At 72.6% G+C, this 24697-nt stretch carries 23 protein-coding genes and 1 tRNA gene; 10 read left to right on the top strand and 14 right to left on the bottom strand.

Annotated features, from left to right (window positions below):
• Positions 1 to 24: 24 nt before the first annotated feature.
• From LN251_RS02215 to LN251_RS02200, 4 genes are read right to left on the bottom strand one after another with little or no spacing between them, the layout of a single operon-like run.
• A complete protein-coding gene (locus tag LN251_RS02215; RefSeq protein WP_458242836.1) occupies positions 25 to 1056 on the bottom strand; it encodes an L-idonate 5-dehydrogenase in 1032 nt (343 codons plus the stop codon).
• Positions 1057 to 1070: 14 nt separating this feature from the next.
• The gene (locus tag LN251_RS02210) at positions 1071 to 1829 is read right to left on the bottom strand and encodes an SDR family oxidoreductase (protein WP_458242835.1); all 759 of its coding nucleotides are present in this window, start codon (positions 1827 to 1829) and stop codon (positions 1071 to 1073) included.
• A gap of 10 nt (positions 1830 to 1839) precedes the next feature.
• Positions 1840 to 3237 (bottom strand): GntP family permease, encoded by a 1398-nt coding sequence (locus tag LN251_RS02205; protein WP_458242834.1) that lies wholly within the window; start codon positions 3235 to 3237, stop codon positions 1840 to 1842.
• Positions 3238 to 3285: 48 nt separating this feature from the next.
• Positions 3286 to 3792 carry a gluconokinase gene (locus LN251_RS02200; RefSeq protein WP_458242833.1) on the bottom strand — a complete coding sequence of 169 codons (507 nt, stop codon included), beginning with the start codon at positions 3790 to 3792 and terminating at the stop codon, positions 3286 to 3288.
• A 127-nt stretch (positions 3793 to 3919) separates the two neighbouring features.
• Here LN251_RS02200 and LN251_RS02195 point away from each other — a divergent pair, with 127 nt between their 5' ends.
• Complete coding sequence (locus tag LN251_RS02195; protein WP_058926297.1) at positions 3920 to 4621, top strand: FadR/GntR family transcriptional regulator; 702 nt, start codon at positions 3920 to 3922, stop codon at positions 4619 to 4621.
• A gap of 9 nt (positions 4622 to 4630) precedes the next feature.
• Here LN251_RS02195 and LN251_RS02190 read toward each other — a convergent pair whose 3' ends face one another.
• From LN251_RS02190 to LN251_RS02165, 6 genes are all read right to left on the bottom strand, one after another.
• A complete protein-coding gene (locus LN251_RS02190; protein ID WP_458242832.1) occupies positions 4631 to 5053 on the bottom strand; it encodes a YchJ family protein in 423 nt (140 codons plus the stop codon).
• Positions 5054 to 5089: 36 nt separating this feature from the next.
• The gene (locus LN251_RS02185; protein ID WP_458242831.1) at positions 5090 to 6460 is read right to left on the bottom strand and encodes a M1 family metallopeptidase; all 1371 of its coding nucleotides are present in this window, start codon (positions 6458 to 6460) and stop codon (positions 5090 to 5092) included.
• Positions 6461 to 6534: 74 nt separating this feature from the next.
• Positions 6535 to 10401 carry a Pls/PosA family non-ribosomal peptide synthetase gene (locus LN251_RS02180; RefSeq protein WP_458242830.1) on the bottom strand — a complete coding sequence of 1289 codons (3867 nt, stop codon included), beginning with the start codon at positions 10399 to 10401 and terminating at the stop codon, positions 6535 to 6537.
• A 277-nt stretch (positions 10402 to 10678) separates the two neighbouring features.
• Entirely contained in the window at positions 10679 to 11059 is a 381-nt protein-coding gene (locus tag LN251_RS02175; RefSeq protein ID WP_458242829.1) for a hypothetical protein, read from the bottom strand.
• A complete protein-coding gene (locus tag LN251_RS02170; RefSeq protein WP_458242828.1) occupies positions 11056 to 11730 on the bottom strand; it encodes a DUF4389 domain-containing protein in 675 nt (224 codons plus the stop codon). Before LN251_RS02170 ends, LN251_RS02175 begins: the two co-directional genes overlap by 4 nt.
• Before the next feature lie 189 nt (positions 11731 to 11919).
• Positions 11920 to 12004: transfer RNA gene (locus tag LN251_RS02165), tRNA-Leu, on the bottom strand.
• A 198-nt stretch (positions 12005 to 12202) separates the two neighbouring features.
• Between LN251_RS02165 and LN251_RS02160 the strand changes: the two genes are divergently transcribed.
• From LN251_RS02160 to LN251_RS02150, 3 genes are all read left to right on the top strand, one after another.
• Positions 12203 to 13534, top strand: coding sequence for a M20/M25/M40 family metallo-hydrolase (locus tag LN251_RS02160; RefSeq protein WP_458242827.1), 1332 nt, complete (start codon positions 12203 to 12205; stop codon positions 13532 to 13534).
• Positions 13535 to 13672: 138 nt separating this feature from the next.
• The gene (gene chpH, locus LN251_RS02155) at positions 13673 to 13906 is read left to right on the top strand and encodes a chaplin ChpH (RefSeq protein ID WP_458242826.1); all 234 of its coding nucleotides are present in this window, start codon (positions 13673 to 13675) and stop codon (positions 13904 to 13906) included.
• A gap of 127 nt (positions 13907 to 14033) precedes the next feature.
• Positions 14034 to 14762, top strand: a complete 729-nt coding sequence (locus LN251_RS02150; RefSeq protein WP_458242825.1) for a chaplin — start codon at positions 14034 to 14036, stop codon at positions 14760 to 14762.
• An 82-nt stretch (positions 14763 to 14844) separates the two neighbouring features.
• On the opposite strand, the gene LN251_RS02145 is transcribed toward LN251_RS02150, so the two are convergent.
• A complete protein-coding gene (locus tag LN251_RS02145; RefSeq protein ID WP_007380901.1) occupies positions 14845 to 15033 on the bottom strand; it encodes a DUF5703 family protein in 189 nt (62 codons plus the stop codon).
• Positions 15034 to 15080: 47 nt separating this feature from the next.
• Between LN251_RS02145 and LN251_RS02140 the strand changes: the two genes are divergently transcribed.
• On the top strand, positions 15081 to 15767 hold the full coding sequence (locus LN251_RS02140) for a hypothetical protein (RefSeq protein ID WP_458242824.1): 687 nt from the start codon (positions 15081 to 15083) through the stop codon (positions 15765 to 15767).
• Between the two features lie 177 nt (positions 15768 to 15944).
• On the opposite strand, the gene LN251_RS02135 is transcribed toward LN251_RS02140, so the two are convergent.
• Positions 15945 to 18248 (bottom strand): ATP-binding domain-containing protein, encoded by a 2304-nt coding sequence (locus LN251_RS02135; RefSeq protein WP_458242823.1) that lies wholly within the window; start codon positions 18246 to 18248, stop codon positions 15945 to 15947.
• Positions 18245 to 19231 carry an aldo/keto reductase gene (locus tag LN251_RS02130; RefSeq protein WP_458242822.1) on the bottom strand — a complete coding sequence of 329 codons (987 nt, stop codon included), beginning with the start codon at positions 19229 to 19231 and terminating at the stop codon, positions 18245 to 18247. Before LN251_RS02130 ends, LN251_RS02135 begins: the two co-directional genes overlap by 4 nt.
• Positions 19232 to 19345: 114 nt before the next feature.
• Between LN251_RS02130 and LN251_RS02125 the strand changes: the two genes are divergently transcribed.
• Together LN251_RS02125 and LN251_RS02120 are read left to right on the top strand one after the other, a co-directional pair.
• Entirely contained in the window at positions 19346 to 20401 is a 1056-nt protein-coding gene (locus LN251_RS02125) for an LLM class F420-dependent oxidoreductase (RefSeq protein ID WP_058926308.1), read from the top strand.
• Between the two features lie 260 nt (positions 20402 to 20661).
• Positions 20662 to 21450, top strand: a complete 789-nt coding sequence (locus tag LN251_RS02120) for a ferritin-like domain-containing protein (protein WP_458243246.1) — start codon at positions 20662 to 20664, stop codon at positions 21448 to 21450.
• A gap of 21 nt (positions 21451 to 21471) precedes the next feature.
• Here LN251_RS02120 and corA read toward each other — a convergent pair whose 3' ends face one another.
• Positions 21472 to 22470, bottom strand: coding sequence for a magnesium/cobalt transporter CorA (gene corA, locus LN251_RS02115; RefSeq protein WP_458242821.1), 999 nt, complete (start codon positions 22468 to 22470; stop codon positions 21472 to 21474).
• Between the two features lie 62 nt (positions 22471 to 22532).
• Here corA and LN251_RS02110 point away from each other — a divergent pair, with 62 nt between their 5' ends.
• The 3 genes from LN251_RS02110 to LN251_RS02100 all read left to right on the top strand — a co-directional run bounded on the left by LN251_RS02110 (position 22533) and on the right by LN251_RS02100 (position 24662).
• On the top strand, positions 22533 to 23219 hold the full coding sequence (locus LN251_RS02110; protein ID WP_249836571.1) for a histidine phosphatase family protein: 687 nt from the start codon (positions 22533 to 22535) through the stop codon (positions 23217 to 23219).
• 70 nt (positions 23220 to 23289) lie between these two features.
• A complete protein-coding gene (locus tag LN251_RS02105) occupies positions 23290 to 23880 on the top strand; it encodes a DUF3090 domain-containing protein (protein WP_458242820.1) in 591 nt (196 codons plus the stop codon).
• Complete coding sequence (locus LN251_RS02100) at positions 23844 to 24662, top strand: SCO1664 family protein (RefSeq protein ID WP_458242819.1); 819 nt, start codon at positions 23844 to 23846, stop codon at positions 24660 to 24662. The genes LN251_RS02105 and LN251_RS02100 overlap by 37 nt, the downstream gene beginning before the upstream one ends.
• Positions 24663 to 24697: the final 35 nt, after the last annotated feature.

Below are 24697 nucleotides of genomic sequence, written 5' to 3'. Positions count from 1 at the left end.
CGGCCACGCCGCCGGGGAACCCTTTCACGGCGCCCCGAAGTCCAGCAGCACCTTGCAGGAACGGCTCCGGTCAGCCGCCAGCAAGAACGCCGAGGCCGCCTCCCGCACCGGGACCACCGCGCTGACCAGCCCGTCGAGCGCGGGCCGGGCCGCGAGCAGCCGCAGCGCCTCGTCGAACTCGGCGTCGAAACGGAAGGCCCCCCGGAGCTCGATCTCCCTGCTCACGACGAGGTTCCCCGCGAAGGGACTCGGCCCGGGCGGCAGCATCCCGAGCTGGACGACGACCCCGCCGCGCCGCACCAGACGCAGACAGGTCTCCAGACCGGCGGCCACCCCGGACGCCTCCACGGCCACGTCCGCCTCGGCCGGCCACCCGGGATCATCCGCGTCGTCCGCCCGTACGACGGTGTCGGCGCCGGCGGCACGGGCGTACGCCAGGGCCGCCGGAAGGAGATCGGTGACGGTGACCCGGGCGGCACCCGCCGCCCTGGCCGCGGCGACCACGAGGCAGCCGATCGGGCCGGCGCCGGTGACCAGGACGTGCCGTCCGGCCACGTCCCCGGCCCGGCGCACGGCGTGCAGGGCGACGGCGAGCGGCTCGGCGAGGGCCGCCCGGCGCAGTTCCAGGCCCGCGGGGAGCGGCCGCAACTGATCGGCGGGGACGACGACTCGGGCCGCGAAGCCGCCCTGTACGTGCGGGAAGCGGGCCGCGCTGCCGAGGTAGCGGGTGTCCCGGCAGATATTGCGGCGCCCCCGGACGCACTCCGGGCAGGCGCCGCACGGGGTGGCCGGGTGCACGGCGACGGCCGTGCCCGGGGCGGGACTCGCCGCGGACGCGCTCCCGTACGCGAGGACCGTCCCGACCACCTCGTGGCCGAGCAGCATCGGCTCCCGCAGGCGGAAGTCGCCCACTCCGCCGCGCTGGAGGTAGTGCAGGTCGGAGCCGCAGACGCCGCCGTAGCGGACGGCGACGAGAGCCTGCCCGGGGCCGGGCTCCGGTACCGGCAGCTCCTCCACGCGCAGATCGCCGCGACCGTGGATCACACAACCGAGCATCCGCGCGGCCTCCTTCACAGCACGCTCGTCATGCCGCCGTCGACGTACAGCACCTGCCCGCCGACGAAGTCGGCCGCGGGCGAGGCCAGGAACAGCAGTCCGCCGACCAGGTCCTCGGTGGTGCCCCAGCGGCCGGCCGGGGTGCGGCGGCGCACCCAGGCGCTGAACTCCTCGTCCTCGACGAGGGGTTGGGTCAGTTCGGTCTCGATGTAGCCGGGACCGAGGCCGTTGACCTGCACGCCGTAGGGACCCCAGTCGGCGCACATGCCCTTGGTCAGCATCTTCAGCGCGCCCTTGGTGGCCGCGTAGGGCGCGATGCCCGGGCGGACCACCTCGCTCTGCAGCGAGCAGATGTTGACGATCTTGCCGTGGCCGCGGCCGGTCATGTACCGGGCCGCCTCCCGGCCGACCAGGAAGGCGCTGGTGAGGTTGGTGTCCAGGATGCGGTGCCAGTCGGAGTCGGTGAACTCCAGGAGCGGGGCGCGCAGTTGCATGCCCGCGTTGTTGACGAGGATGTCGAGCGGGCCGACCCGCTGTTCGACATCGGCGATGCCCGCCGCGACCGAGGGTCCGTCGGTGACGTCGAAGACGGCCGTGTGGATCTCGCCGGGCAGCCGCGCGGCCGCCTCGGTGAGCCGGCCGGCGTCGCGTCCGTTGAGGACCACGGTGCAGCCGGCCTCCGCCAGGCCCCGGGCCAGCGCCAGGCCGATGCCCCGACTGGAGCCGGTGACCAGTGCGCTGCGGCCGTGGATGTCGAACAGGGGGTGGCTCATCCGCGTACTCCTAGATGACCAGCGACAGCAGCAGGACCAGGCCGCCCGCGACCACGGAGATGATCGTCTCCATGACCGACCACGTCTTGACGGTCTCGCCGACGGTCAGGCCGAAGTACTCCTTGACCAGCCAGAACCCGGCGTCGTTGACATGGCTGAAGAAGAGCGAGCCGGCGCCGATGGCCAGGACCAGCAGGGCCGTGTGGGTGGTCGACATGTCGGCCGCGAGCGGGGCCACCAGGCCGGCCGCCGAGACCGTCGCCACCGTCGCCGAGCCGGTGGCGAGGCGGATGATCACGGCGATCAGCCAGGCCAGCAGCAGCGCCGGGATCGACCAGTCCTTGGAGATGTCCAGGATCATCTGGCCCACGCCGGTGTCGATCAGCGTCTGCTTGAAGCCGCCGCCCGCGCCGACGATCAGCAGGATGCCCGCGATGGGCGCGAGGCCCTTGTCCACCAGCGGGGTGAGCCGCTCCTTGCCGAACCCGGCGGGCCGCAGCAGCGTGAAGATGCCGAGCAGCACGGCGGCGAGCAGGGCGATCAGCGGGGAGCCGACGACGTCGAAGACGCGCTGGGTGAGGTTCGCGGGGTCGTCGATCACGATGTCGACCAGCGCCTTGGAGAGCATCAGGACGACCGGCAGCAGGATCGTGGTCAGCGTGGCGCCGAAGCTCGGACGGGTCTCCAGTTCCTCCGAGGCGCGCTGCGGGATCATCCGGTCGGGGGCCTGGACGTCCACCCAGCGCGCGGCGACCTTGGAGAACAGCGGTCCGGCGACGATCACCGTCGGGATGGCGATGAGGACGCCGAGGGCGAGGGTGACGCCGAGGTTGGCGTGGACCGCGTCGATCGCGACCAGCGGGCCGGGGTGCGGCGGCACCAGGCCGTGCATCACGGACAGACCGGCCAGGGCGGGTATGCCGATGCGCATCAGGGAGTAGTTGCCGCGCTTGGCGACCATCAGCACGACGGGGATCAGCAGCACCACGCCGACCTCGAAGAACAGCGGCAGGCCGATCACCGAGGCGATCAGCACCATCGCCCACGGCATGGCGCGGCCGCCCGCCTTGGCGAGGATCGTGTCGACGATCTCGTCGGCGCCGCCGGAGTCGGCGAGCATCTTGCCGAGGATCGCGCCGAGCGCGATCAGCACGCCGACGCCGGCGACCGTGGTTCCGAGGCCGGTGGTGAAGCTGGCGATCACCTTGTCGAGGGGCGCGCCGGCGACCGCGCCGAGCACCAGCGACCCGAGGGTCAGCGACAGGAAGGCGTGCAGTTTGAACTTGGTGATGAGCAGCACGATGACGGCGATGCCCGCCAGTACGGCGATGCCCAGCTGAGCGTGGCCGGCCGAAGTGATCGGCTCGGGCGCGTCCGCTGCCAGCATCTCGACGCTGAGTCTGGTCACGGGGGAGTTCCCTTGCAGGTACGGGGAGGGGAGGGGAGGCGCGGGGGGTTACGGGAGGTCGGCGAGTGCCTTCACGGCCCGTTCGGTGATTTGTTCGGGGCTGCCGGCGACGTCCACGGCGACGCCCGCCTCGTCCCGCTCCAGCGGCTGGAGCGTGGCGAACTGGGAGTCGAGCAGCGCGGTCGGCATGAAGTGCCCCTGACGGTGGGACATCCGTTCCTCGATGAGGGCGCGGTCGCCCGCCAGATGGACGAAGACGACGCCGGGCGCGGCCGCGCGGAGCCGGTCGCGGTAGGACCGCTTCAGCGCCGAGCAGCTGACCACTCCGCCGAGTCCCGCCCGCCCGTGCGCCCAGGCGCCGATGGCGTCGAGCCATGGCCAGCGGTCGTCGTCGCCGAGCGGGACGCCGGCCGACATCTTGGCGATGTTGGCCTGCGGGTGGAAGTCGTCGCCCTCGGCGTACGGGACGCCGAGCCGGGCCGCGAGCAGGGGACCGATGGTGGTCTTGCCGGTGCCCGCGACGCCCATCACCACGACGACATGGGGGGTGCTCATCGCTGCCTCACTGTCTTCTTCGACCGGTGTCGACGTAACTGAAACCGATTAGGTACGACGAATTCAAGAGCCTGTGACAAATAAGTCTGACTTTTTGAAGGTGTGATCCGGCACGTACTCTGAGTGCATGAGCACACCGGGCCGGGGGCTGCACGGCCATGTACTGGACACCCTCGGCCCCGCGATCACCGCGGGGGAGTACCCGCCGGGCAGCGTTCTGCGCACCGACGAACTGGCCCAGCGTTTCGACGTCTCACGCTCAGTCATGCGCGAGGCGGTCCGGGTCCTGGAGTCGATGCACCTCGTGGAGTCCCGCCGCCGCGTCGGCGTGACCGTGCGCCCGAAGGCCGAGTGGAACGTCTACGACCCCCAGGTCATCCGCTGGCGGCTGGCCGGCGCCGACCGCCCCGGGCAACTGCGCTCCCTGACCGTGCTGCGCTCCGCGATCGAACCGGTCGCGGCGGGGCTCGCGGCCCGGCACGCGACCGCCGAACAGTGCGCGGAGCTGACCGAGTGCGCGCTCGGCATGGTCGCCAACTCCCGCGGTCACCGCCTGGAGGGCTACCTCGTCCACGACATGGCCTTCCACCGGATCATCCTCACGGCCTCGGGCAACGAGATGTTCGCGCGCCTCGGCGACGTCGTGGCCGAGGTCCTCGCGGGCCGCACCCACCACGAGGTGATGTTCGAGGACCCCGACCCGGCGGCCGTGACCCTGCACGTCCAGGTCGCCGAGGCGGTCCGGGAGGGCGACGCCGCCCGCGCCGAGGAGCTGACCCGCGAGATCACGGTGGGGGCGCTCCAGGAGCTCGACATCCTCGCGCCCTAGGCCCGCGTCCTAGCCGAGGAACTCCCCGTCCACGTACACCCAGGCCCCGTCCACCCGCTCGAACCGGCTGCGCTCGTGCAGCGAACCGTCCCTGAACGACGCCCGGAACGTCACCGTGCCGGTGCCGTGGAAAGCGGAGCCGTCGGTCGTGCCGAGGATCTCCAGGCCCGTCCAGCGCGTGCCGGGATCGAGGCCGAGACGCGCCGGCCGGGTGCGCGGGTGCCAGGTGCGCAGCAGGTACGGCTCGTCCAGCCGGACGAAGGCCGTGTAGCGCGACCGCATCAGCGCCTCGGCGGTCGGCGCGGCCGCCTCACCCCCGAGGAAGCGGCCGCAGCACGCGGCGTACGGCTCCCCGAGACCGCAGGGGCAGGAGGCGGCGGCAGCCGGCGCGGAGCCGCGCCGGCGCCCGGAGGGCGAGGTACGTCGGGACATGGGCCCCATTCTCCCGCACCGGCCCGCCGGCCCTCGCTACGCCGACTCGGCGTTGGTGGGCGGATGCGTCGGACGCGCCGGCACCAGGGTGGGCAGCGCGGGCAGCGCCGTGCGGTACAGCCAGGCGTCGAACACCTCGTCCAGCGGCTCGTCCGCGTACCGGTTGGCGTGCGCGGTGAACGTCGCGCTGGTGACCGCCCCGCCCCGGTGCAGGCCCGTCCAGCCCCGCAGCATGCGGAAGAACGCGTCGTCGCCCAGCGCGCAGCGCACGGCGTGCACGGCGAGGCCGCCGCGCTCGTAGAGCCGGTCGTCGAACATCGTCTTGCGCCCCGGGTCGGCCAACTTCAGATCCTGCGCCTGCGAGGACAGCAACCGGTGCGCGGCGGCGGCCAGTTGCTGCGCGGACCGGCCGCCCGAGCGCTCCGACCACAGCCACTCCGCGTACTTGGCGAACCCCTCGTTCAGCCAGATGTGCCGCCAGTCCGCGATGGACACGCTGTTGCCGAACCACTGGTGCGCCAGCTCGTGCGCGACCAGCCGCTCCGAACCCCGGGCCCCGTCCACGTGGTTGGCGCCGAACAGCGACAACCCCTGTGCCTCCACCGGCACATCGAGCTCCTCGTCGGTCACCACGACCGCGTACTCCTCGAACGGGTAGGGCCCGAACAGCTCCTGGAACAGGTCCATCATCCGCGGCTGCCGCGCGAAGTCCCGCGAGAACTCCGGCAGCAGGTGCGCCGGGATGTGCCCGTGCTGCGGCACCCCGCCCGGTCCCGGATCGCCCAGCAGCACCGTCTGGTACTTGCCGATCGCGAGCCCCACGAGATAGCTGGAGGTCGGCGCGGCCTGCTCGTACACCCAGGTGGTGGTGGACGCCTTGGTCGTACGGGTCAGCAGCCGCCCGCCCGCGACCACCGCGTACGCCGACGGCGTGGTCACCGAGATCTGGTAGGAGGCCTTGTCGGCCGGCCGGTCGTTGCACGGGTACCAGGACGGCGCCCCGATCGGCTGGCTCGCCACCAGCGCCCCGTCCTCCAGCTCCTCCCAGCCCAGCCCGCCCCACGGGCTGCTCACCGGCTTCGGGTTGCCCGACCAGTGCACCTCGACGGTGAACGCGGCACCGGGGCGGACCGGCTTGGCGGGCCGGATGCGCAGCCGGCCGCCGCGGTGGGTGTAGTGCGGCTGCCGGCCGTCCACCCGCACCCGGCCGATCCTGAAGTCGGACAGGTTCAGGAAGAACTCGGCGAGTGGCGACCGTCCCGCTATGGCGTTGATCCGGACGGCGCCCGCCAGCCGGTTCGGCCCCGGACGGTAGTCCAGCGTGATCTCGTACCGGTGCACGCGGTAACGGGGGTCACCGTGTTCCGGAAAGTACGGGTCGGCCGCCGCCGACTGCTGAACCGCCACTGCCGCTTCCGCTCCCTGCCCTGCGCCGCCACTGCCCGCCGGTACACCGCCCACCGAACCCGAGTGGCCCGCTTTCAAGGACGCCATGCCTCGATCGGGTTGCCCAGCCAGCGGGTGTCGTCCGGGACGGACTCCGCGGCCATGACGAGCGACGCGGGACCCAGGGTCGTACGGGCCCCGATCGTGCTGCCGGGCAGCACGATCCCGCCAGGGCCCAGCGTGGCGCCCTCACGGAGGACAACAGTATCCGTCCGCAAGATCCGGTCGTGGAAGAGGTGGGTCTGCAGCACGCAGCCCCGGTTGACCGTCGCCGCGTCCTCCAAGGTCACCAGATCGCTCTCCGGCAGCCAATAGCTCTCCACCCACACGCCCCTGCCGATGCGGGCGCCCAGACCGCGCAGCCACCCGTTCATCAGCGACGTCCCCGGCACCGCCCCGGCCAGCCACGGCACCGCCACGACCTCGACGAAGGTGTCGGCGAGCTCGTTGCGCCACACGAAACCGCTCCACAGCGGATGCTCGCCCGTGTGGTGCCGCCCCACCAGCAGCCACTTCGCGAGAACCGAGACCAGCGCGGCCAGCACGCCCGCCCCGAGCAGCACCAGCCCGGACAGCAGCGGCGCCCACGGCCCCAGCAGGCACAGCACCGCCATCGTGCCGGCGGCCAGCGCGGCCGAGCAGAACACCGGCACGATCCGGCACAGCTCCACCAGCCCGCGCGCCCACAGCAGCCGCGCCGGCGGGTCGTACGTCCGGCTCTGGTCGCCCGGCTCGGCGCTGCGCGGCAGCTTCACCGGCGGCAGCCCCAGATAGGAGCTGCCCTTCTTGGCCTTCTTCGGCGTGGCCGACAGCACCCCGACCAGCCCGCCGTCCGGGACGCTCCGCCCCGGAGCGGTCATCCCCGAGTTCCCGAGGAACGCCCGCCGCCCGATCTCCGCGCGCCCGATCCGCATCCAGCCGCGCCCCAGCTCGTACGGCGCCGTCAGCGTGTCGTCGGCCAGGAACGCGCCCTCGCCGACCGTCGTCAGACTGGGCAGCGCCAGCACGGTCGACACCTCGGCTCCGCGCCCGACGCGCATGCCGAGCAGCCGCAGCCACACCGGCGTCACCAGCCCGGCGTACAGCGGGAACAGCGTGTCCCGGGAGCGGTCCATCAGCTGGGTGACCGTCCACGCCTGCCAGCCGGTCCGGCTGTGCGTCGGGTACGTCCCCTCCCGCAGTCCCAGGCTCAGCAGCCGCACGCCGATGAGGATCAGCAGCGCGTACGCCGCCCCGAAGGCCAGCGTCGCCGGGACCAGGGCGAGCGCGGCACCGCGCACCGGAGCGGACGGGTCGACGAGGGCGTACGCGACGAGGAAGGCGGCACCGCCGGCCTGCAGCGGGAGCGCGGTGAGGAACAGGCCCGTCAAGCCGTACATCACCCGCCAGTACGTGCCCCGCTGCGGCCGGTCCTTGGGCCAGTTCCGCTTGGCCTTGCCGAGCTTGACCGCGGGGGCGCCCGCCCAGCGCTGGCCGGTCGGGATCTGCCCGGTGACCGCCGAACCCGGCGCCACCTCGGCGCGCTTGCCGACGCGGGCGCCCGGGAAGAGGATGCTGCGGGTGCCGACGGTGGCGTGCGCGCCGACCTTGATCTGGCCGATCTCCAGCCGGTCGCCGTCCAGCCACCAGCCGGACAGGTCGACCTCGGACTCCACGGCCGCGCCCCGGCCCAGCTTCAGCAGGCCGGTGACCGGAGGCAGCGAGTGCAGGTCGACGTCCTGGCCGACCTTGGCGCCCAGGGCGCGCGCGTACCGCTCCAGCCAGGAGCCCGTCAGCGAGGTCGCGCCGCTGAACTCGGCCAGCCGCTCCGCCGTCCACAGCCGCAGGTGGACGCCGCCGCCGCGCGCGTACCGGCCCGGGCGCACGCCCCGCAGCAGCAGCCGCGCGCCACCGGCCGCGATCGCGAGCCGGCCGGGCGGGCTGAAGAGCAGCAGGGCAGCGGCCACGAGCAGCCACCAGGGCGCCGTCGGCAGCCACGACCAGGCGGGCAGCAGGTTCCCCAGCGCGGCCAGCGCCACCGTCCAGCGCAGCCCGAGCAGCGTGAACAGCGGGACGAGGAGCAGCAGCTGGACGATCCGGGCTCGGGCGGGGACGGGGGCGATCGTCCGGCTGCCCCCGTCGTCCTGCGCCGAGTCCTCCAGCCGCCGCGCCAGCTTGCGCAGCGTGGGCTGCTGGTAGATGTCGAGGACGGCGGCGCTCGGATAGCGGGTGCGCAGCCGCGTGGTCAGCTGCGCGGCGGCCAGACTGCCGCCGCCGATCGCGAAGAAGTCGTCGCGGGCGCTGGTGACGGGGATGCCGAGGACCTCCGTCCACTGCTCGGCGAGCCACGCCTCGGTGCCGTACAGCCGCTCGGCCGGCCCGCCGGTCTCCAGGCCCTCCAAGGGCCAGGGCAGCGCGTCGCGGTCGACCTTGCCGCTGGTCCGGGTCGGCAGCTCGGCGACCGGAGCGAGCAGCGGGACGAGCGCCGCGGGCAGTTCGGCGCGCAGCTTCTCCACCGCGGCCGCGTGGTCCCAGCCGTCCTGGGTGACGACATAGCCGACCAGCAGCTGGTTGCCGCCGCGCGCGGTCCGTACGGCGGCGGCCGCGCCGGCCACCCCGGGCAGCGCCTGCAGCGCGGAGTCGACCTCGCCGAGCTCGATCCGGCGGCCGCCGAGCTTGATCTGCTCGTCGGCCCGCCCGAGGAAGACCAGCCCCTCGGGTTCGGCCCTGACCAGGTCACCGCTGCGGTACGCCCGCTCCCAGCCGAGAGAGGCGAGGGGCGCGTACTTCTCGGCGTCCTTCTCGGCGTCCAGGTACCGGGCCAGGCCGACGCCGCCGATCACCAGCTGCCCGCTGGCGCCCATCGCGACGGGCTCCCCGGCCTCGTCGACGACGGCCAGCTCCCAGCCGGCCAGCGGCAGCCCGATCCGGATCGGCTCGGCACCGCTCATCAGCGAGGCGCAGGCGACGACGGTGGCCTCGGTCGGCCCGTAGGTGTTCCACACCTCCCGGCCCTCCGTCACCAGCCGCTGCACCAGCTCCGGCGGACAGGCCTCGCCGCCGAAGATCAGCAGGCGGACGTCGTCGAGGGCCTCGGGCTCCCAGAGCGCGGCGAGCGTCGGCACCGTCGAGACCACGGTGATCTCCTGCTCGACCAGCCAGGGACCGAGGTCGGCGCCGCTCCTGACCCGGGAGCGCGGCACCGGCACCAGACAGGCGCCGTAGCGCCAGGCCAGCCACATCTCCTCGCAGGACGCGTCGAAGGCCACCGACAGCCCCGCCATGACCCGGTCGCCCGGGCCGATCGGGTCGTCGGTGAGGAACAGCGCGGCCTCGGCGTCCACGAACGCGGCGGCGCTGCGGTGGGAGACGGCGACGCCCTTGGGCTTCCCGGTGGAGCCGGAGGTGAAGATGATCCACGCGTCGTGCTCGACACCGGGCCGCGCGGCCCGCGCCGCACCGCGCCCGGTGACGGTCAGCTCGTGTCCGGCGCCGACGACGGCCCGCACCTCCGCCTCCCCGAACACCAGCTCGGCCCGCTCGTCGGGGTCCTCGGCGTCGACGGGGACGTAGGCGGCACCGGCGGCGAGGACGGCCAGGATCGCCACGTACAGCTCGTTGGTGCCCGAGGGGACCCGGACCCCCACCCGGTCGCCGAGCCCGACCCCGGCGGCGGCCAGCCGCCCGCGCAGCCGCTCGACCTCGGCCGCCAGCTCCCGGTAGGTGAGCTGCCGCGAGCCGTCGTCCAGGGCGAACTCACCCGGGTAGGACCGCACGCAGGCGTCGAAGATGTCGACCAGGGTCCGCGGGGAGGCCGCCTGACCTGCGGAGAAGCGGGCGGTGTCGCCGAACTGTCGGTGGATCTCAGCGCTGAGCTCTTCGTCGAGCAGGCCGAGAGCACTGCTCTCGTGTATGGCTGCCATCGGTCCTCGCGTCTCGATCCCGGAAGCCTCCGGGGCGCTGGCGGGCCCGCAGGTCTGCCTGGGGTGTCCTCCTCCAGCTCCGTAACAAGCCGGAAATTTTAGTACGAAGCTAGGTTCGGCCCCGTCGAACGGCGACCCGGGTGGGCCGTCCGGGCGAACCTACCGCGCACCAGGCGTCACTGACCTGCGGGTTTCACGCCGGAGAGAGATACCCCACACCGAGAGTGAGGGCCCCCGATCCGCCCCATCTCCGGCGCTGGGGCGGGGACTTGCGGGTTCAGTACAGGGACGCCGGCCAGGAGGCGGCGACGGCGGCCACCACGCCCAGGTCCAGCAGCACACCCACGCTCAGCCACGGGTCGTACCACAGTGCCTTCAGGGCGAGTCCGCTCACGGCGGCGACGAGCGCCGTCGCGGCCCACCAGCCGCCGCCCGCGAGCACCCCGACACCGGCGGCGCAGTAGACCAGCGCCGTCCACCAGGCCAGGGCCAGCGCGGCGGACCTGGCCGGCGCGGGCGCGACATGGGCCGCGGACAGCGCCCACGAGTGTCCCGGGTCGAACGGGGCCGGCCGGCCGGGCTGCCGGGGCGCCGTCCAGACGCCTGGGTGCAGCAGCCCGTGCACGATCAGGAACCCGGCGACCAGCAGGGCGGTCACGGCCCGTCCCTCACCATGGTCGCCACTGCGGGCTCGTCACCTCCCATGTCGAGCCGGAACGGCGGGTAGCTGTCCGTCATCAGCGCCACGTAGGCGGCCACCCGCAGCACCCACCGGTTCAGGCCCAGGATCAGGTCGAACAGGCCCTTGGGGTACTTCTCGGTGAACGCCAGGATCACGGCCGCGATGAGGGCCAGCACGGCGACCAGGCCGCCGTCCCACCAGCCGACTCGCCAGCCGCCGAGGAAGAACCCGATGACGATGTAGTGCGGGATCGCCAGCAGCCACCACTTCACCAGCACCAGGCCGCGCGAGAGGTGCTCCGGATAGGCGATGTCCAGCCGGGCCGGGTAGTCGGGCTCCTCGCCCAGGCTGAACGGTGGGTACCGGTCGGTGCCGAGGGCGCCGTACGAGTAGTAGGCGACCCGCCAGCTCCAGCGCAGCACCCCCAGATTGAAGTCGAACAGGGCGCGGGGATAGCGGCCGGTGAACAGGATGCTGAAGAACGCGACCACGCTCACCAGGGTGAACGCGATCCACAGGAAGAACAGCACCACGTAGTGCGGGATGACCAGGATCCACTTCACCAGCCACAGCCACCGCGACAGTGGTGCGTCGAGCACCGCCTCCACCCGGACCGGACGGTCCGGTGTCGCTGCCAGGGTCGTCATGGCGATCAGCTCCTTCGATCCGGGGCTCACGCCGCGGGGCAAGCCCCACCATCCACGTGACCACCGCGGCACCGCCCCCACGAGGGGCCGACCGGGACCCGCCGGGGACCATCGGTCCCGGCCCCGGACCAGGGCACGAAAAAGAACCGGGCGGATCGAGATGTCTCTCGATCCGCCCGGCCTGTGCAGTGTCCGAGGGGGGACTTGAACCCCCACGCCCGATAAAGGGCACTAGCACCTCAAGCTAGCGCGTCTGCCATTCCGCCACCCGGACAAGGTGTCTGTCGTGCGGGGTCTGCCCCGCGGCGACGAGGGAAACATTACCAGGCTTTCGAGGGGTGCCCGATCACCCCCCGTCCGGCCACCGCGCCCGCGTGAACGGCGTGCGACGGGCCGGTCCCGCTCTTGGGCGCGGCGCTGCGGAGGGGCAGGATGAGGGGAACCACCAGCAGTGACAGCGGGAGGAAGCAGCGTGAGCGACACGGACACGGACACGGCCAGGGGCGTCACCGGCGAGGACGAGGTCGTGGACCTCTGCCGCGACCTGATCCGCTTCGACACCAGCAACTACGGCGACCACTCGGGACCGGGCGAGCGCAAGGCGGCTGAGTGGGTCGCCGAGAAGCTCGCCGAGGTGGGCCTGGAGCCGAAGATCTTCGAGTCGCACCCCGGCCGCGCCTCCACGGTGGCCCGCATCGAGGGGGAGGACCCCTCCCGGCCCGCGCTGCTGATCCACGGTCACCTGGACGTCGTACCCGCCAACGCCGACGACTGGACCCACCACCCCTTCTCCGGCGAGGTCGCCGACGGGTGCGTGTGGGGCCGGGGCGCCGTCGACATGAAGGACATGGACGCGATGACCCTGGCGGTCGTCCGCGACCGGCTGCGCAGCGGACGCCGGCCCCCGCGCGACATCGTGCTGGCGTTCCTCGCCGACGAGGAGGCCGGCGGCACGTACGGCGCCCGGCACCTGGTGGACCGGCACCCCGACCTCTTCGAGGGCGTCACCGAGGCCATCAGCGAGGTGGGCGGGTTCTCGTTCACCGTGAGCGAGCAGCGCAGGCTCTACCTGATCCAGACGGCCGAGAAGGGCATGCACTGGATGAAGCTGACCGTGGCCGGCACCGCGGGCCACGGCTCCATGATCCACCGGGACAACGCCATCACCGAGCTGTCGGAAGCCGTCGCCCGGCTCGGCCGCCACAGGTTCCCCGTCCGGGTCACCAAGACCACCCGCGCCTTCCTCGACGAACTCGGCGACGCCCTGGGCACCGAGCTGGACCCGGAGGACATGGAGTCGACACTGGCCCGGCTCGGCGGCATCGCCAAGCTGATCGGCGCGACGCTCAGCAACACCGCCAACCCGACCCAGCTCGGCGCCGGTTACAAGGTCAACGTCATCCCCGGCGAGGCCACCGCGCATGTCGACGGACGTTTCCTGCCCGGGCACGAGGAGGAGTTCCTCGCCGACCTCGACTCGATCCTCGGCCCCAAGGTGCGGCGCGAGGACGTGCACTCCGACAAGGCGCTGGAGACCTCCTTCGACGGCGCCCTGGTCGAGGCCATGCAGTCCTCGCTGCTGGCCGAGGACCCGACGGCCAAGGCGATCCCCTACATGCTCTCCGGCGGCACGGACGCCAAGTCCTTCGACGACCTCGGCATCCGCGGTTTCGGCTTCGCGCCCCTCAAGCTGCCCCCGGAGCTGGACTTCGCCGGCATGTTCCACGGGGTCGACGAGCGGGTGCCGGTCGACGGTCTGAGGTTCGGCGTGCGCGTCCTCGACCGTTTCATCGACGCGTCATGACCCCCCGTATTCGGCCACGCGTACGGGACTGACTGAGAAGAGTGAATGCACTCATACGCTCGTAGCTCCATTTCGTCCCTCCTCGTTACAGGTGATGCGATCCGCTTCTTGGGATCGCATTGCCAACAAGGAGGAATAATGATCAAGAAGGTCGTCGCTGCTGCGGCTGCCACCGGTGGTCTGGTTCTCGCGGGTGCGGGCATGGCCGTCGCCGACGCCGGCGCTCAGGGGGCTGCGGTGCACTCCCCGGGTGTCGCTTCCGGCAACGTCATTCAGGTTCCGGTGCACATCCCGGTGAACGTCTGCGGCAACACGGTCTCCGCGTCCGGGCTGCTGAACCCCGCCTTCGGCAATATCTGCATCAACCACTGACGCCGGCCGCTCGAGGCCGCTCATTTTCACAACCCCTCGGCTCCGGAGTGAGCGCAATGCGCTCCGGAGCCGACCGGGAGTTCCCGATGATTCCAGGTCAGGTTTCGAAAGCAGGGGTAATTCAGGAATGCGACAGGTGACCCGCAAGGGCCTGATGACCGTGGCGGCCGCGACCGGCGTGCTAGCCGCCGCCGGTGGCTACGCACACGCCGACTCCACGGCGAGCGGCAGCGCCTCGGACTCGCCCGGCGTGCTGTCGGGCAACTCGGTGCAGGCGCCCGTGCACGCGCCGGTGAACGTCTGCGGCAACTCCGTGAACGTCGTCGGCCTGCTCAACCCGGCCTTCGGCAACGGGTGCGCCAACCAGGGCGGCGGACCGTCCGGCGGTCACGGCGGCTCCGGTGCTGGCGGCTCGCACGCGGGCGGCCACAGCAGTGACTCACCGGGCGTCGGCTCCGGCAACCGCGTCGAGGCGCCCGTCGACGTGCCGGTCAACGCCTGCGGCAACAGCGTGAACGTCGTCGGCATCGGCAACCCCGCCACCGGCAACGACTGCGTCAACGGCGGCGGTTCGGGCAGCGGTCACACCACGCCTCCCGGCGGGGGTCAGGTGACGCCGCCCGGGCACCCCGAAAACCCGGGCACCCCGAGCACACCGCCCACCCGCGGCATCCACACGCCGGGCGGGTCCTCGCACGTCAACCACCCGGGCGCCCAGACGATCAACGGGCCCGAGTCGGTCTCGCAGCTCGCCCACACCGGCAGCGACCTGCCGCTGGGCCTCGTGCTCCCCGTCGGAGCCGGAGCGCTGCTGGCCGGTGCCGTGCTCTACCGCAAGGCACGCGCCGCCGCATAGCACCGCGTGACACACATCACGGAGCGGGCCCCGCCTCGGCGGGGCCCGCTCCGTTTCCGGTGATCCTGTCGCCGCCCCTCGCTCACCAGGTGGCGCGCACCTGGCGGATGATCCGCCGACGCAGCCGCACCCTGCGGCTGCCGTCGCGCATCAGACTGAGGCGGTCCAACTCCCAGTGTCCGTACTCGGCATGGTCCGTCAGCAGGCGTGTGGCGTCCTTACGGGAAACCCCGCGAGGCACGTACACGTCGACAAATTCGTATTCCGGCATCGCATCTATTGTGCGGGCTGGGGCCCGGTACGGATAGCGTCTGCACTATGTCTGATGCTGCGCAGCCCACCGCTGCCGAGGTACGCGCCGCCGCCGAGGCGGTCAAGACCGCGCTCGACCGCCACCTGGCGGCCGTCGAACGCCGGTCGGGGGAGGACGACCCGGCCGTCTACGAGGCGTTCAACCAGCTGGCGGCGGCCGCCGAGGCGTACGACGAGCTGCTCTACGACCGCTACGACGAGGTGACCCCCTTCGAGATCCCCGGCGCGGAGGACACGCTGCCGCCGTACACGGGACCCGAGGAGCCGAACGCGCTCAGCGTGCTCATCCGCCGCGACTACTCCGTGGTCGAGCCGCAGCGGCTGCTGGCGCAGGCGCAGCGGGTGGAGGCCGCGGACGAGGACGCGACGGACACGGGGGTCTCCGGCACGGTGCACGGGGCGCTGGGCATCCTGTTCGGCGAGTTCGAGCCGGACGAGATCGCCTCGCGGCACAAGGAGTTCGGTCTGGAGGAGGGCGACTCCACGCTGTGGGTGACCGCCGCGGAGGATCCCGCGGAGCCCGGTGAGTGGCTGGAGGCGCCGTTCGACGGCGTCGATCCGCAGGCCGTGGTGTGCCGCTTCGACGTCAGCGCGGTGTTCGACGACGATCTGGACGGGGACGACCTCGAGGACGAGATCGATCCGGAGCTGGACGAGGACGGCGATCTCGAGCCGCTGGACGCGGATCGCTGAGGAGTGCCGAGCGCGGCGGTCGCGGGGGGTGTCCGTGACCGCCGCCTTCGTGTGTGCGGGGCGGCTGGTGGTGAGGTTGCGCCGTGATGCGGGTGCGCCGTGGTGCGACCTGTTGTGTGTCGGGCTGCAAGCCGTGTGGCGCTGGTCGTGCAAATCCCCGCGCCCCTTTCGGGGCGATCAGCCAGCCGTCGGCAGCTGGGTGGCCAGGAGGACCGGCAGGCGGGTCGTGCGCGGCTTCGCGGGGATCTCGGCGACCGCCTTCGGCAGGGCCTGGTCCACGCCGTGGACCACGGAGAGGTGGCGGTCGGCCCGGCTGAACGCCGTGTAGACCCAGGGGCGGTTCAGCGCCTGGGCGGCGTCCCCGGGCAGCACCACGACCACCGCGGGCCACCGGCCGCCCACCGCCTGGTGCGCGGTCAGCGCCCAGCCGTGCCGCACGCACTGCTCCACCCGCTCTTTCGGCACGACGACCGAGACGCCCGCGCACGACAGGTGCAGGCCGTCGGCGTCGGCCTTGACCACCTGCCCCGGCACGGTACGGCCCGGGGCGGGGGAGTAGGCGACACGGTCACCGGGGTCGAAGCCGCCGAAGCGGCCCGGGCCCGGGTTGAGGCGCTCCTTGAGGGCGGCGTTCAGGGCGCGGGTGCCGGCGGCGCCGCCGTGGCCCGGCGTGATCACCTGCGTCTGCTCGGGGGGAACGCCGAGCGCGCGCGGCACCGAGTCGGCGACCAGCTGCACGGTGCGGTGCACGGCCTCGCCCGCGTCCCGCACCGGCACGATCACGACCTCCTTGCCGGGGGCCTCGACCTGGGTGAGCTCGCCGACGCCGATGCCGGAGACCAGCTCGCCGAGGGGCCCGGGGTCCGGCAGACGGGAGGCGACCTGCGGGCAGACACGCGCCGCCAGCAGATCCGCGAACACCCGCCCGGGACCGGCCGACCACAGCACCGCCGGATCACCGGCCAGCACCAGCCGGGCCCCGTCGGGCAGCGACTCGACGAGCAGCGCCGCCGTCTCGACGTCCAGCTGAGGCGCGTCGAGCACGACGAGCAGATCCAGGTCCAACGCCCCGTCGGCGTCCCGCCCGGGCCCCTCGGCCCCGGCCAGAAGCCCGGCGACGGTGGTGACGCCGTCCGGCGCCGGACCGGCGTCGGCGCTGCCGCTCGTCGCAGGGCTGCCCGGCGTCGAGCCACCGGTGGTGCCGCCGCTCGTCGCGGAGCCTCCGGGGACCGTGTTGCCGGGCATCGCGGCGCCCGGCGTCGGGGCGCCCGGCTTCTCCGTCCTGTTCAGCAGGCGTGCGAAGCGTTCGCGGCCCGTCGGTGTGTGCGTCGCCGCCCAGGCGCGCAGGCCGAGGGCGGATGCCGTGCGCAGCAGGGTCGCCGGTTCGGCCAGGGACGCCTCACCGCCCGTGTGCAGGACCAGGCCGTTGCTCGCAGCGGCGCGGATCAGCTCGGCGGTGGAGCCCCTGGCCGCCTCGGCGGCCCGCTCCCACTCCGGCGCCGAACCGTCCTCCTTCGGCACCGAGTTGATCAGCCGGGCCAGTCCGTCGGCGAGGCTCTCCTCCGCGAGCGCGTACCGCTCCAGGCCGACCAGGATGCGCACGGGCCGCTCCGCGCCCTCCTCCTCGTCCTCCGCCGGCTCCGGTGCGCGCGGGTCCAGGGCGTCCTGGAAGACCAGGGCCTCGCCCTCCGCGACGGCGTTCTGCACGGCGGTGTCGGCGTCCGGCACGCCCCGCTGGACCAGCGCGGCGGTCAACGCCTGCATCTCCAGCGCGGTGTGCCCGGCCAGGGCGGCCTGCTCCAGCAGCCACCCCGTGAGCGCCCGGCCCCGCCGCTCGTCGTCCGGCCCGGTCTGCGCGCCGAGCAGCGCCCGTGCGAAGCCGTCGGCCTGCTCGGGCCGCACACCGCCGACCCGCAGCAGCTGCCAAGGGTCGGCGCGCAGCAGCTCCCCGGCGCCCTCGCCGAGCGCGGCGGCGGCCTGCGGCGCGAGCGAGTCGGGTGCGCCGCCGTCGGCCAGCACGCGCCGCACCTCGTCGACGGACTCCGCCGCGACAGCCGCGGGCGCGACGGGCTGCGGCGCCGGCTGCGGCCGCCGTACGGTCTCGGCTGCGGGCCGGCGCGGCGCGGGCTCGTCGAACACGGCGGCCACGGGTTTCTGACCGCTCTCCACGGCCCGCACGGCCGCCAGCAGATCGGCGGCCGTGCCGCTCAGCTTGGCGCCGGCCTCGACGGGCCCCTTCCGCTCGGCCTTGCGCCGCTCGATCCGCTCCCGCTCCAGGCGCTGCGCGGCCAACTCGGCCTCCGCCTCGGACAACTGCTTGCCGGTGCCGCCCTCGGCGTCCGTATCCGTGCCCGTGCCCTCGCCGTCACCGGCGTCCGGGGCGCCCTCCTGCACGGCGCCTGCCTCCGTCGCGCCGTCCTCCGTCGCGCCGTCCGGCGCCTTTGGCCCGGTCTGCTCCGTGGTCTCCGGCTCCGTGCTCACAGCGTGCTCCAGTCGTGATCGGGATAGCGGTGCACGGGCGCCGACACGTCGTCGAGCGCCCGGCAGATCTCGTCAGGAAGACTAAGGGCCTCCACTGACAATGCCGCCGTGAGCTGCTGCGCGTTGCGCGGACCGATGACGGGGGCGGCCACGCCCGGCCGGTCGCGGATCCAGGCGAGGGCGACCTGGAGGGGGGTCACGGCGAGCCCGTCCGCGGCGGTCTGCACGGCGTCGACGATCCGGCTCGCGGTGTCGTCGAGGTAGGGCGCGACGAACCGCGAGAGGTGCTCGGAGGCGCCGCGCGAGTCGGCCGGCCTGGCATCGCCCCGGTACTTGCCGGTCAGCACGCCGCGGCCCAGCGGCGAGGACGGCAGCAGGCCGACGCCGAGATCCAGCGCGGCGGGCAGCACCTCGCGCTCGACGCCGCGCTGCAGCAGCGAGTACTCCATCTGCGTACTGGCCAGGCGGGTCCGGGTGCCCGGCGCGGCGAGCTGCCACGTCGCCGCCTTCGCCAGCTGCCAGCCGCAGAAGTTGGAGACACCCGCGTACCGGGCGCGACCGCTGCTGACCGCCAGGTCCAGGGCCTGGAGGGTCTCCTCCAGCGGGGTGCCGGGGTCGAAGGCGTGCACGTGCCAGACGTCGACGTAGTCGGTGCCGAGGCGGGCGAGCGAGGCGTCCAGGGCGGAGAGCAGATGGCCGCGCGAGCCGTCGAAGCGGCGGTCCGGGTCGGGCACGCTGCCCGCCTTCGTGGAGATCACCAGGTCACGGCGCGGGACCAGCCCTTCCACGAGGCGGCCCAGCAGGTACTCGGCCTCCCCGTCGCCGTACACGTCCGCCGTGTCGACGAGGCTGCCGCCGGCCTCCCAGAATGTCTTCAAGAGGTCCGCGGCGTCGTGCTCGTCGGTGTCCCTGCCCCAGGTGAGCGTGCCGAGTCCGATACGGGACACACGAAGGCCGGTGCGGCCGAGATGCCTCTGCTCCATGAACGCCGAGATTACTGGCCGGAACCTGCGGCGTGGGGGCCTGTGGACAACGAGTTTCCACAGGTTAGGGTCTGCGCAACAGGACGACGTTACTGATCGGTAAGGGGAACGGCCATGCAGCTCGGGATCAACCTCGGCTACTGGGGCGCCGGAATGGACGCGGACAACCTGGAGGTCGCCAAGGAGGCCGACCGGCTCGGGTACGCCGTGTGCTGGGCCGCCGAGGCCTACGGGTCCGACGCGGCCACCGTGCTCAGCTGGGTCGCCGCCCACACCGAGCGGATCGACGTCGGCTCGGCCATCTTCCAGATCCCCGCGCGCCAGCCCGCGATGACCGCCATGACCGCCGCCACCCTGGACTCCCTGTCCGGGGGCCGTTTCCGCCTCGGCCTCGGCGTCTCCGGACCGCAGGTCTCCGAGGGCTGGTACGGCGTCAAGTTCGACAAGCCGCTGGCACGCACGCGTGAGTACGTCGAGATCGTGCGCAAGGCCATGAGCCGCGAGCGGCTGTCGTACGAGGGCGCGCACTGGACGCTGCCGCTGCCCGGCGGCCCGGGCAAGCCGATCAAGCTCACCGTGCATCCCACGCGCGAGCACATCCCGCTGTACATCGCCGCGATCGGCCCGAAGAACCTGGAGCAGACCGGCGAGATCGCCGACGGCGCCCTGCTGATCTTCCCCTCCGCCGCGCACCTGGAGGAGACGACCATCAAATACCTGCGCGCCGGGCGCGAGAAGGCCGGGAAGACCATGGACGGCTTCGACGTCCACCCGACCCTGCCGCTGGCCGTCGGTGAGGACAAGGACGTCACCGCGCTCGCCGACGCCTTCCGCCCCTACACCGCGCTGTACGTCGGCGGCATGGGCAGCGCCAAGCAGAACTTCTACAACCAGCTCGCCCAGCGCATGGGCTTCGAGGCGGCCGCCGCCGAGGTCCAGGAGAAGTACCTGGCCGGCGACAAGCAGGGCGCCGCGGCCGCCGTCCCGCACGAGCTGATCGACCAGACCACCCTCCTCGGCTCCGTCGACCGCATCGCGGACCGGATGAAGGAGTACGCGGCGGCCGGGGTGACCACCCTGAGCCTCAACCCGGCGGGCTTCACGCTGGAGGAGCGGCTCGCCTCGCTCCGCGCCGGCACCGAGGCCCTGGAGCGCGCCGGCCTGGCCTGACGCCCGGCCCGGGCACTCGCATCGTTCCGCGGCCGTGGTGGGGGCTCGGGGGTCTTCCCCGCCACGGCCGTCACGGGGAACAACGCGCCGCGGCACCCGCGGTTACGCCCTGGACGTGACCGGCCGGCTCCTCCTTTTGGCGCAGTTGTCCGGCACAGCTGTTGCGGCACCTCGAAGGCCGCACTTGACTCGTTCTTTGCGGAATGCTCCGAACCCGCGACATCTGCGACATCGGCGAGTCCTGCGGAGAGGTGCCCACGATGCTTTCGGCCAAGAGTCTGTTCCAGGAGATCCTCGACGACGACCGGTCCTTCGCGCTCTTCTGCTCCATCGCGGCCAGCGGCGAGTCGCAGGGCGGCTGGGAGAACGGCCGTATCGCGGCCCTCGTGCCGAAGAGCGAGCGTGCGCTCGCGCCCAAGATCACCCGGCACGGCGCCGACGAGGACAAGCACGGACGGATCTTCACCGCCCTGATGAGGAAGCGTGGCCTCGAACCCGTCCCGGTCCCGCCCGAGACCGACTACACGATGCTCCTGGAGCGCCACGGCATCGGCCTGGCCCACGACAAGCTCAAGGGCGACCGGCCGCTGACCGAGCAGGACATCGTCACCTACCTCGCCCACAGCAGGGTCACCGAACAGCGCGCCTCGGAACAGATGGAACTGCTGCGCCGGCACTTCGCCGACCACCCCGACATCGGCCGCGCCGTGCGGATGATCTCCGGTGACGAGGACAACCACCTCGCCTACTGCCACGAGGAGCTGCTGCGCCTCGCGTACGCCGGACACGGCCGCGCCATCCAGCGCATCCTGCGCGAGTGCGCGCTCGCCGAGATCCGCGTCTACCGCGACGTCAGTCTCGCCGTCTTGGACCACATGGGACGCATCCTGCACTGGCCGAGGGCCAAGTCCGCGCTGCTCGCCGCGGGCATCCACGCCGTGTACGCGTACGAGCGGATCGCCGGCTGGCGGCGCATGGTGAGCCTGCGCATGCCCCGGCGGCGCGACGCGCTCGGCGGACCGGCGACCACGGCCGCCGAATTCGCCTGAACCCGCGGGGGCCCGGCCCCGCTACAGCCAGCCCCGGCGCTTGAACAGCCCGTACAGCAGCACCTCCAGGACGGCCATCACCGCGATCACCGCCGGGTACGACCACAACCAGTGCAGCTCGGGCATGTGGTCGAAGTTCATGCCGTAGATCCCGGCGATCATCGTGGGGACCGCGGCCATGGCCGCCCACGCGGAGATCTTCCGCATGTCGTCGTTCTGCCGGACGCCCGTCTGCGCCAGATGGGCCGAGAGCACGTCCGAGACCAGCCGGTCCAGGCCCTCCACGGACTCGTTCACGCGCGTGAGGTGGTCGCTGACGTCCCGGAAGAACGGCTGCGCCTTCTCGTGCACGAAGGGCACCCGCCCGCCGGACAGGCCCCCGCCCGCGAGCCGGGCCAGCGGCTGCGCCAGCGGGCCCGTCGCCCGGCGGAACTCCATGACCTGCCGCTTGAACGCGTAGATGCGGGACGCGGTGTGCCGCGAGCCGCCCAGCGTCGGCGAGAACACCTCCGCCTCCAGCTCCTCCAGGTCGGTGCCGAGTTCGTCGGCGACCTCGACGTAGTGGTCGACCACGGCGTCGGCGATCGAGTACAGCACCGCCGTCGGACCGTGCCGGAGATTCTCGGGCTCCTCCTCCAGCCGGTGCCGGACATCGGCGAGCGGCGCCTCCTCGCCGTGACGCACGGTCACCACGAAGGAGTCGCCGACGAAGACCATGACCTCGCCGGCGGTGACGATGTCGCTCTTCGGCTCGTACCCCACCGGCTTGAGGACCACGAACAGCGAGTCGTCGTAGACCTCCAGCTTGGGCCGCTGATGCGCCTTCAGGGCGTCCTCGACGGCCAGCGGGTGCAGCCCGAACTCCTCCGTGACCTTGTCGAACTCGTCCTCCGTCGGCTCGTACAGGCCGATCCAGACGAAGTCGTAGGGTCCGCGACGGCACTGCGCGAGCGCGTCCGAGAGGTTTGAGGGCCCCTCCGTCCGGCGCCCGTCACGGTAGATGGCACAGTCGACGATCACGGAGCGTATTCCCCCTTCGTAGTACGGCGGGTGCACCCTGCCGGGCGCCTACCCTTGGCCGCATGCCCACGCTGATCCTTGTCAGGCACGGACGTTCCACCGCCAACACCGAGGGAGTGCTCGCCGGGTGGACACCCGGTGTCGCGCTCGACGAGCGCGGGGCGGCACAGGCCGCCGCGCTGCCCGGACGGCTCGAAGGGCTGCCGATCTCCGAGGTCGTCAGCAGCCCGCTGCAGCGCTGCCGGGAGACGATCGAGCCGCTCCTGCGCGCCCGGCCCGAGCTCACCGCGCACACCGAGGAACGGATCGGGGAGGCCCACTACGGCGACTGGTCCGGCCGCAAGCTCGCCGAGCTCAAGGACGAGCCGCTCATGGAGGTCGTGCAGGCGCACCCCTCGGCCGCAGCGTTCCCCGGCGGCGAATCGATGCGCGCGATGCAGTCCCGCGCCGCCGAAGCCGTACGAGAATGGAACGCGCGCGTGGAGCGCGACCACGGCGCCGACGCCGTGTACCTCATGTGCTCGCACGGCGACATCATCAAGTCGCTCGTCGCGGACGCACTCGGACTTCATCTCGACCTCTTCCAGAGGATCTCCGTTGAACCGTGTTCCATCACCGCCATCCGTTACACCCGCCTGAGGCCGTTTCTCGTACGCCTCGGCGACACCGGTGACTTCGCGTCGCTGGCGCCACGCGAAGAACCCCCGGCCGGAGACGCCACGGTCGGGGGCGGCGCGGGCGCACCGTGATCGTCGGGCGCAGTAGGGTGAAGCGGTCGCACTAGCGCCGTTGCCGATCTTCGACTCCAGGAGACAGGACGTGTCCCGTCAGGTGTTCCTCTACGACCCCCCGGACCGCTTCGTGGCCGGTACGGTCGGGCTTCCCGGACGCCGTACGTTCTTCCTCCAGGCCATCGCAGGCTCCCGGGTGACCAGCGTGGCCCTGGAGAAGACCCAGGTCGCCGCACTCGCCGAGCGCATGGACGAGCTGCTCGACGAAGTGGTGCGGCGCAGCGGCGGCAACGCCGCCGTCCCGGCCGTGGCACCTACCGAGATCTCCGACACCGACCCGCTGGACACCCCCGTCGAGGAGGAGTTCCGGGTCGGCACCATGGCCCTCGCCTGGGACGGCGAGGAGCAGCGCATGATCGTCGAGGCGCAGGCCCTCGTCGAACTCGACGCCGAGTCCGACGAGGACCTCGCCGAGGCCGAGGAGCGCCTGCTGCAGGACGAGGAGAACGGACCCCCGATGCTGCGGGTCCGGCTGACCGGCGCGCAGGCGAGAGCCTTCGCCAAGCGTGCCCTGGACGTCGTCAACGCCGGGCGGCCGCCGTGCCCGCTGTGCAGCCTCCCGCTCGACCCGGAAGGACACGTATGTCCGCGCCAGAACGGATACCGCCGCGGAGCGTGACCACGGTCGAGCTGCTCACCCGGGGTGAGCTCACGGTCCGCGGGCAGATCCGGGACGCCTCCAACGCCGTGCTGTACTGCTCCGTCGCCCACGAGGGCGAGGAGGTCCCCTGCGTCTACAAGCCGGTGCGCGGCGAACGCCCGCTGTGGGACTTCCCCGACGGCACCCTCGCCCAGCGCGAGGTCGCCGCGTACGAGGTCTCCGAGGCCACCGGCTGGGGGCTGGTGCCCCCCACCGTGCTGCGCGACGGGCCCTTCGGCGAGGGCATGTGCCAGGAGTGGATCGACGGCGAGCCGGACACCGATCTGCTCGCCCTCGTGGACGGCGAGGAACCCGAGGCCGGCTGGAAGGCCATCGGCTTCGCCCAGGTGGACGATGACCGCACGGCCCTCCTCGTGCACGCCGACGACGAGCGGCTGCGCCGGCTCGCCGTGCTGGACGCGGTCATCAACAACGCCGACCGCAAGGGCGGCCACCTGCTGCCCGGCGGAGGCGGCCGGCTCTACGGCATCGACCACGGAGTGACCTTCAACACCGAGAACAAGCTGCGCACCCTGCTGTGGGGCTGGGCGGGGGAGCCGCTGACCGAGGAGGCGGTGACGGTCCTGAAGGGGCTCAAGGAGTCGCTCGGCCCCGGCGCCGCGCTCGCCGAGCGGCTCGGCACGCTGATCACCCCCGCGGAACTCGACGCCACGCGCGCGCGTGTCGCCGTCCTGCTGGAGACGGGCAGACACCCCGAGCCGAGCGGGGAATGGCCGGCCATTCCCTGGCCGCCCGTCTAGGAGCAGACGGTTCGCTGCGGCGCAAGACGGCCTTA

This window comes from Streptomyces sp. MAI_2237 (assembly GCF_054189285.1).
This window is presented reverse-complemented; position numbering and strand designations above follow the sequence as displayed.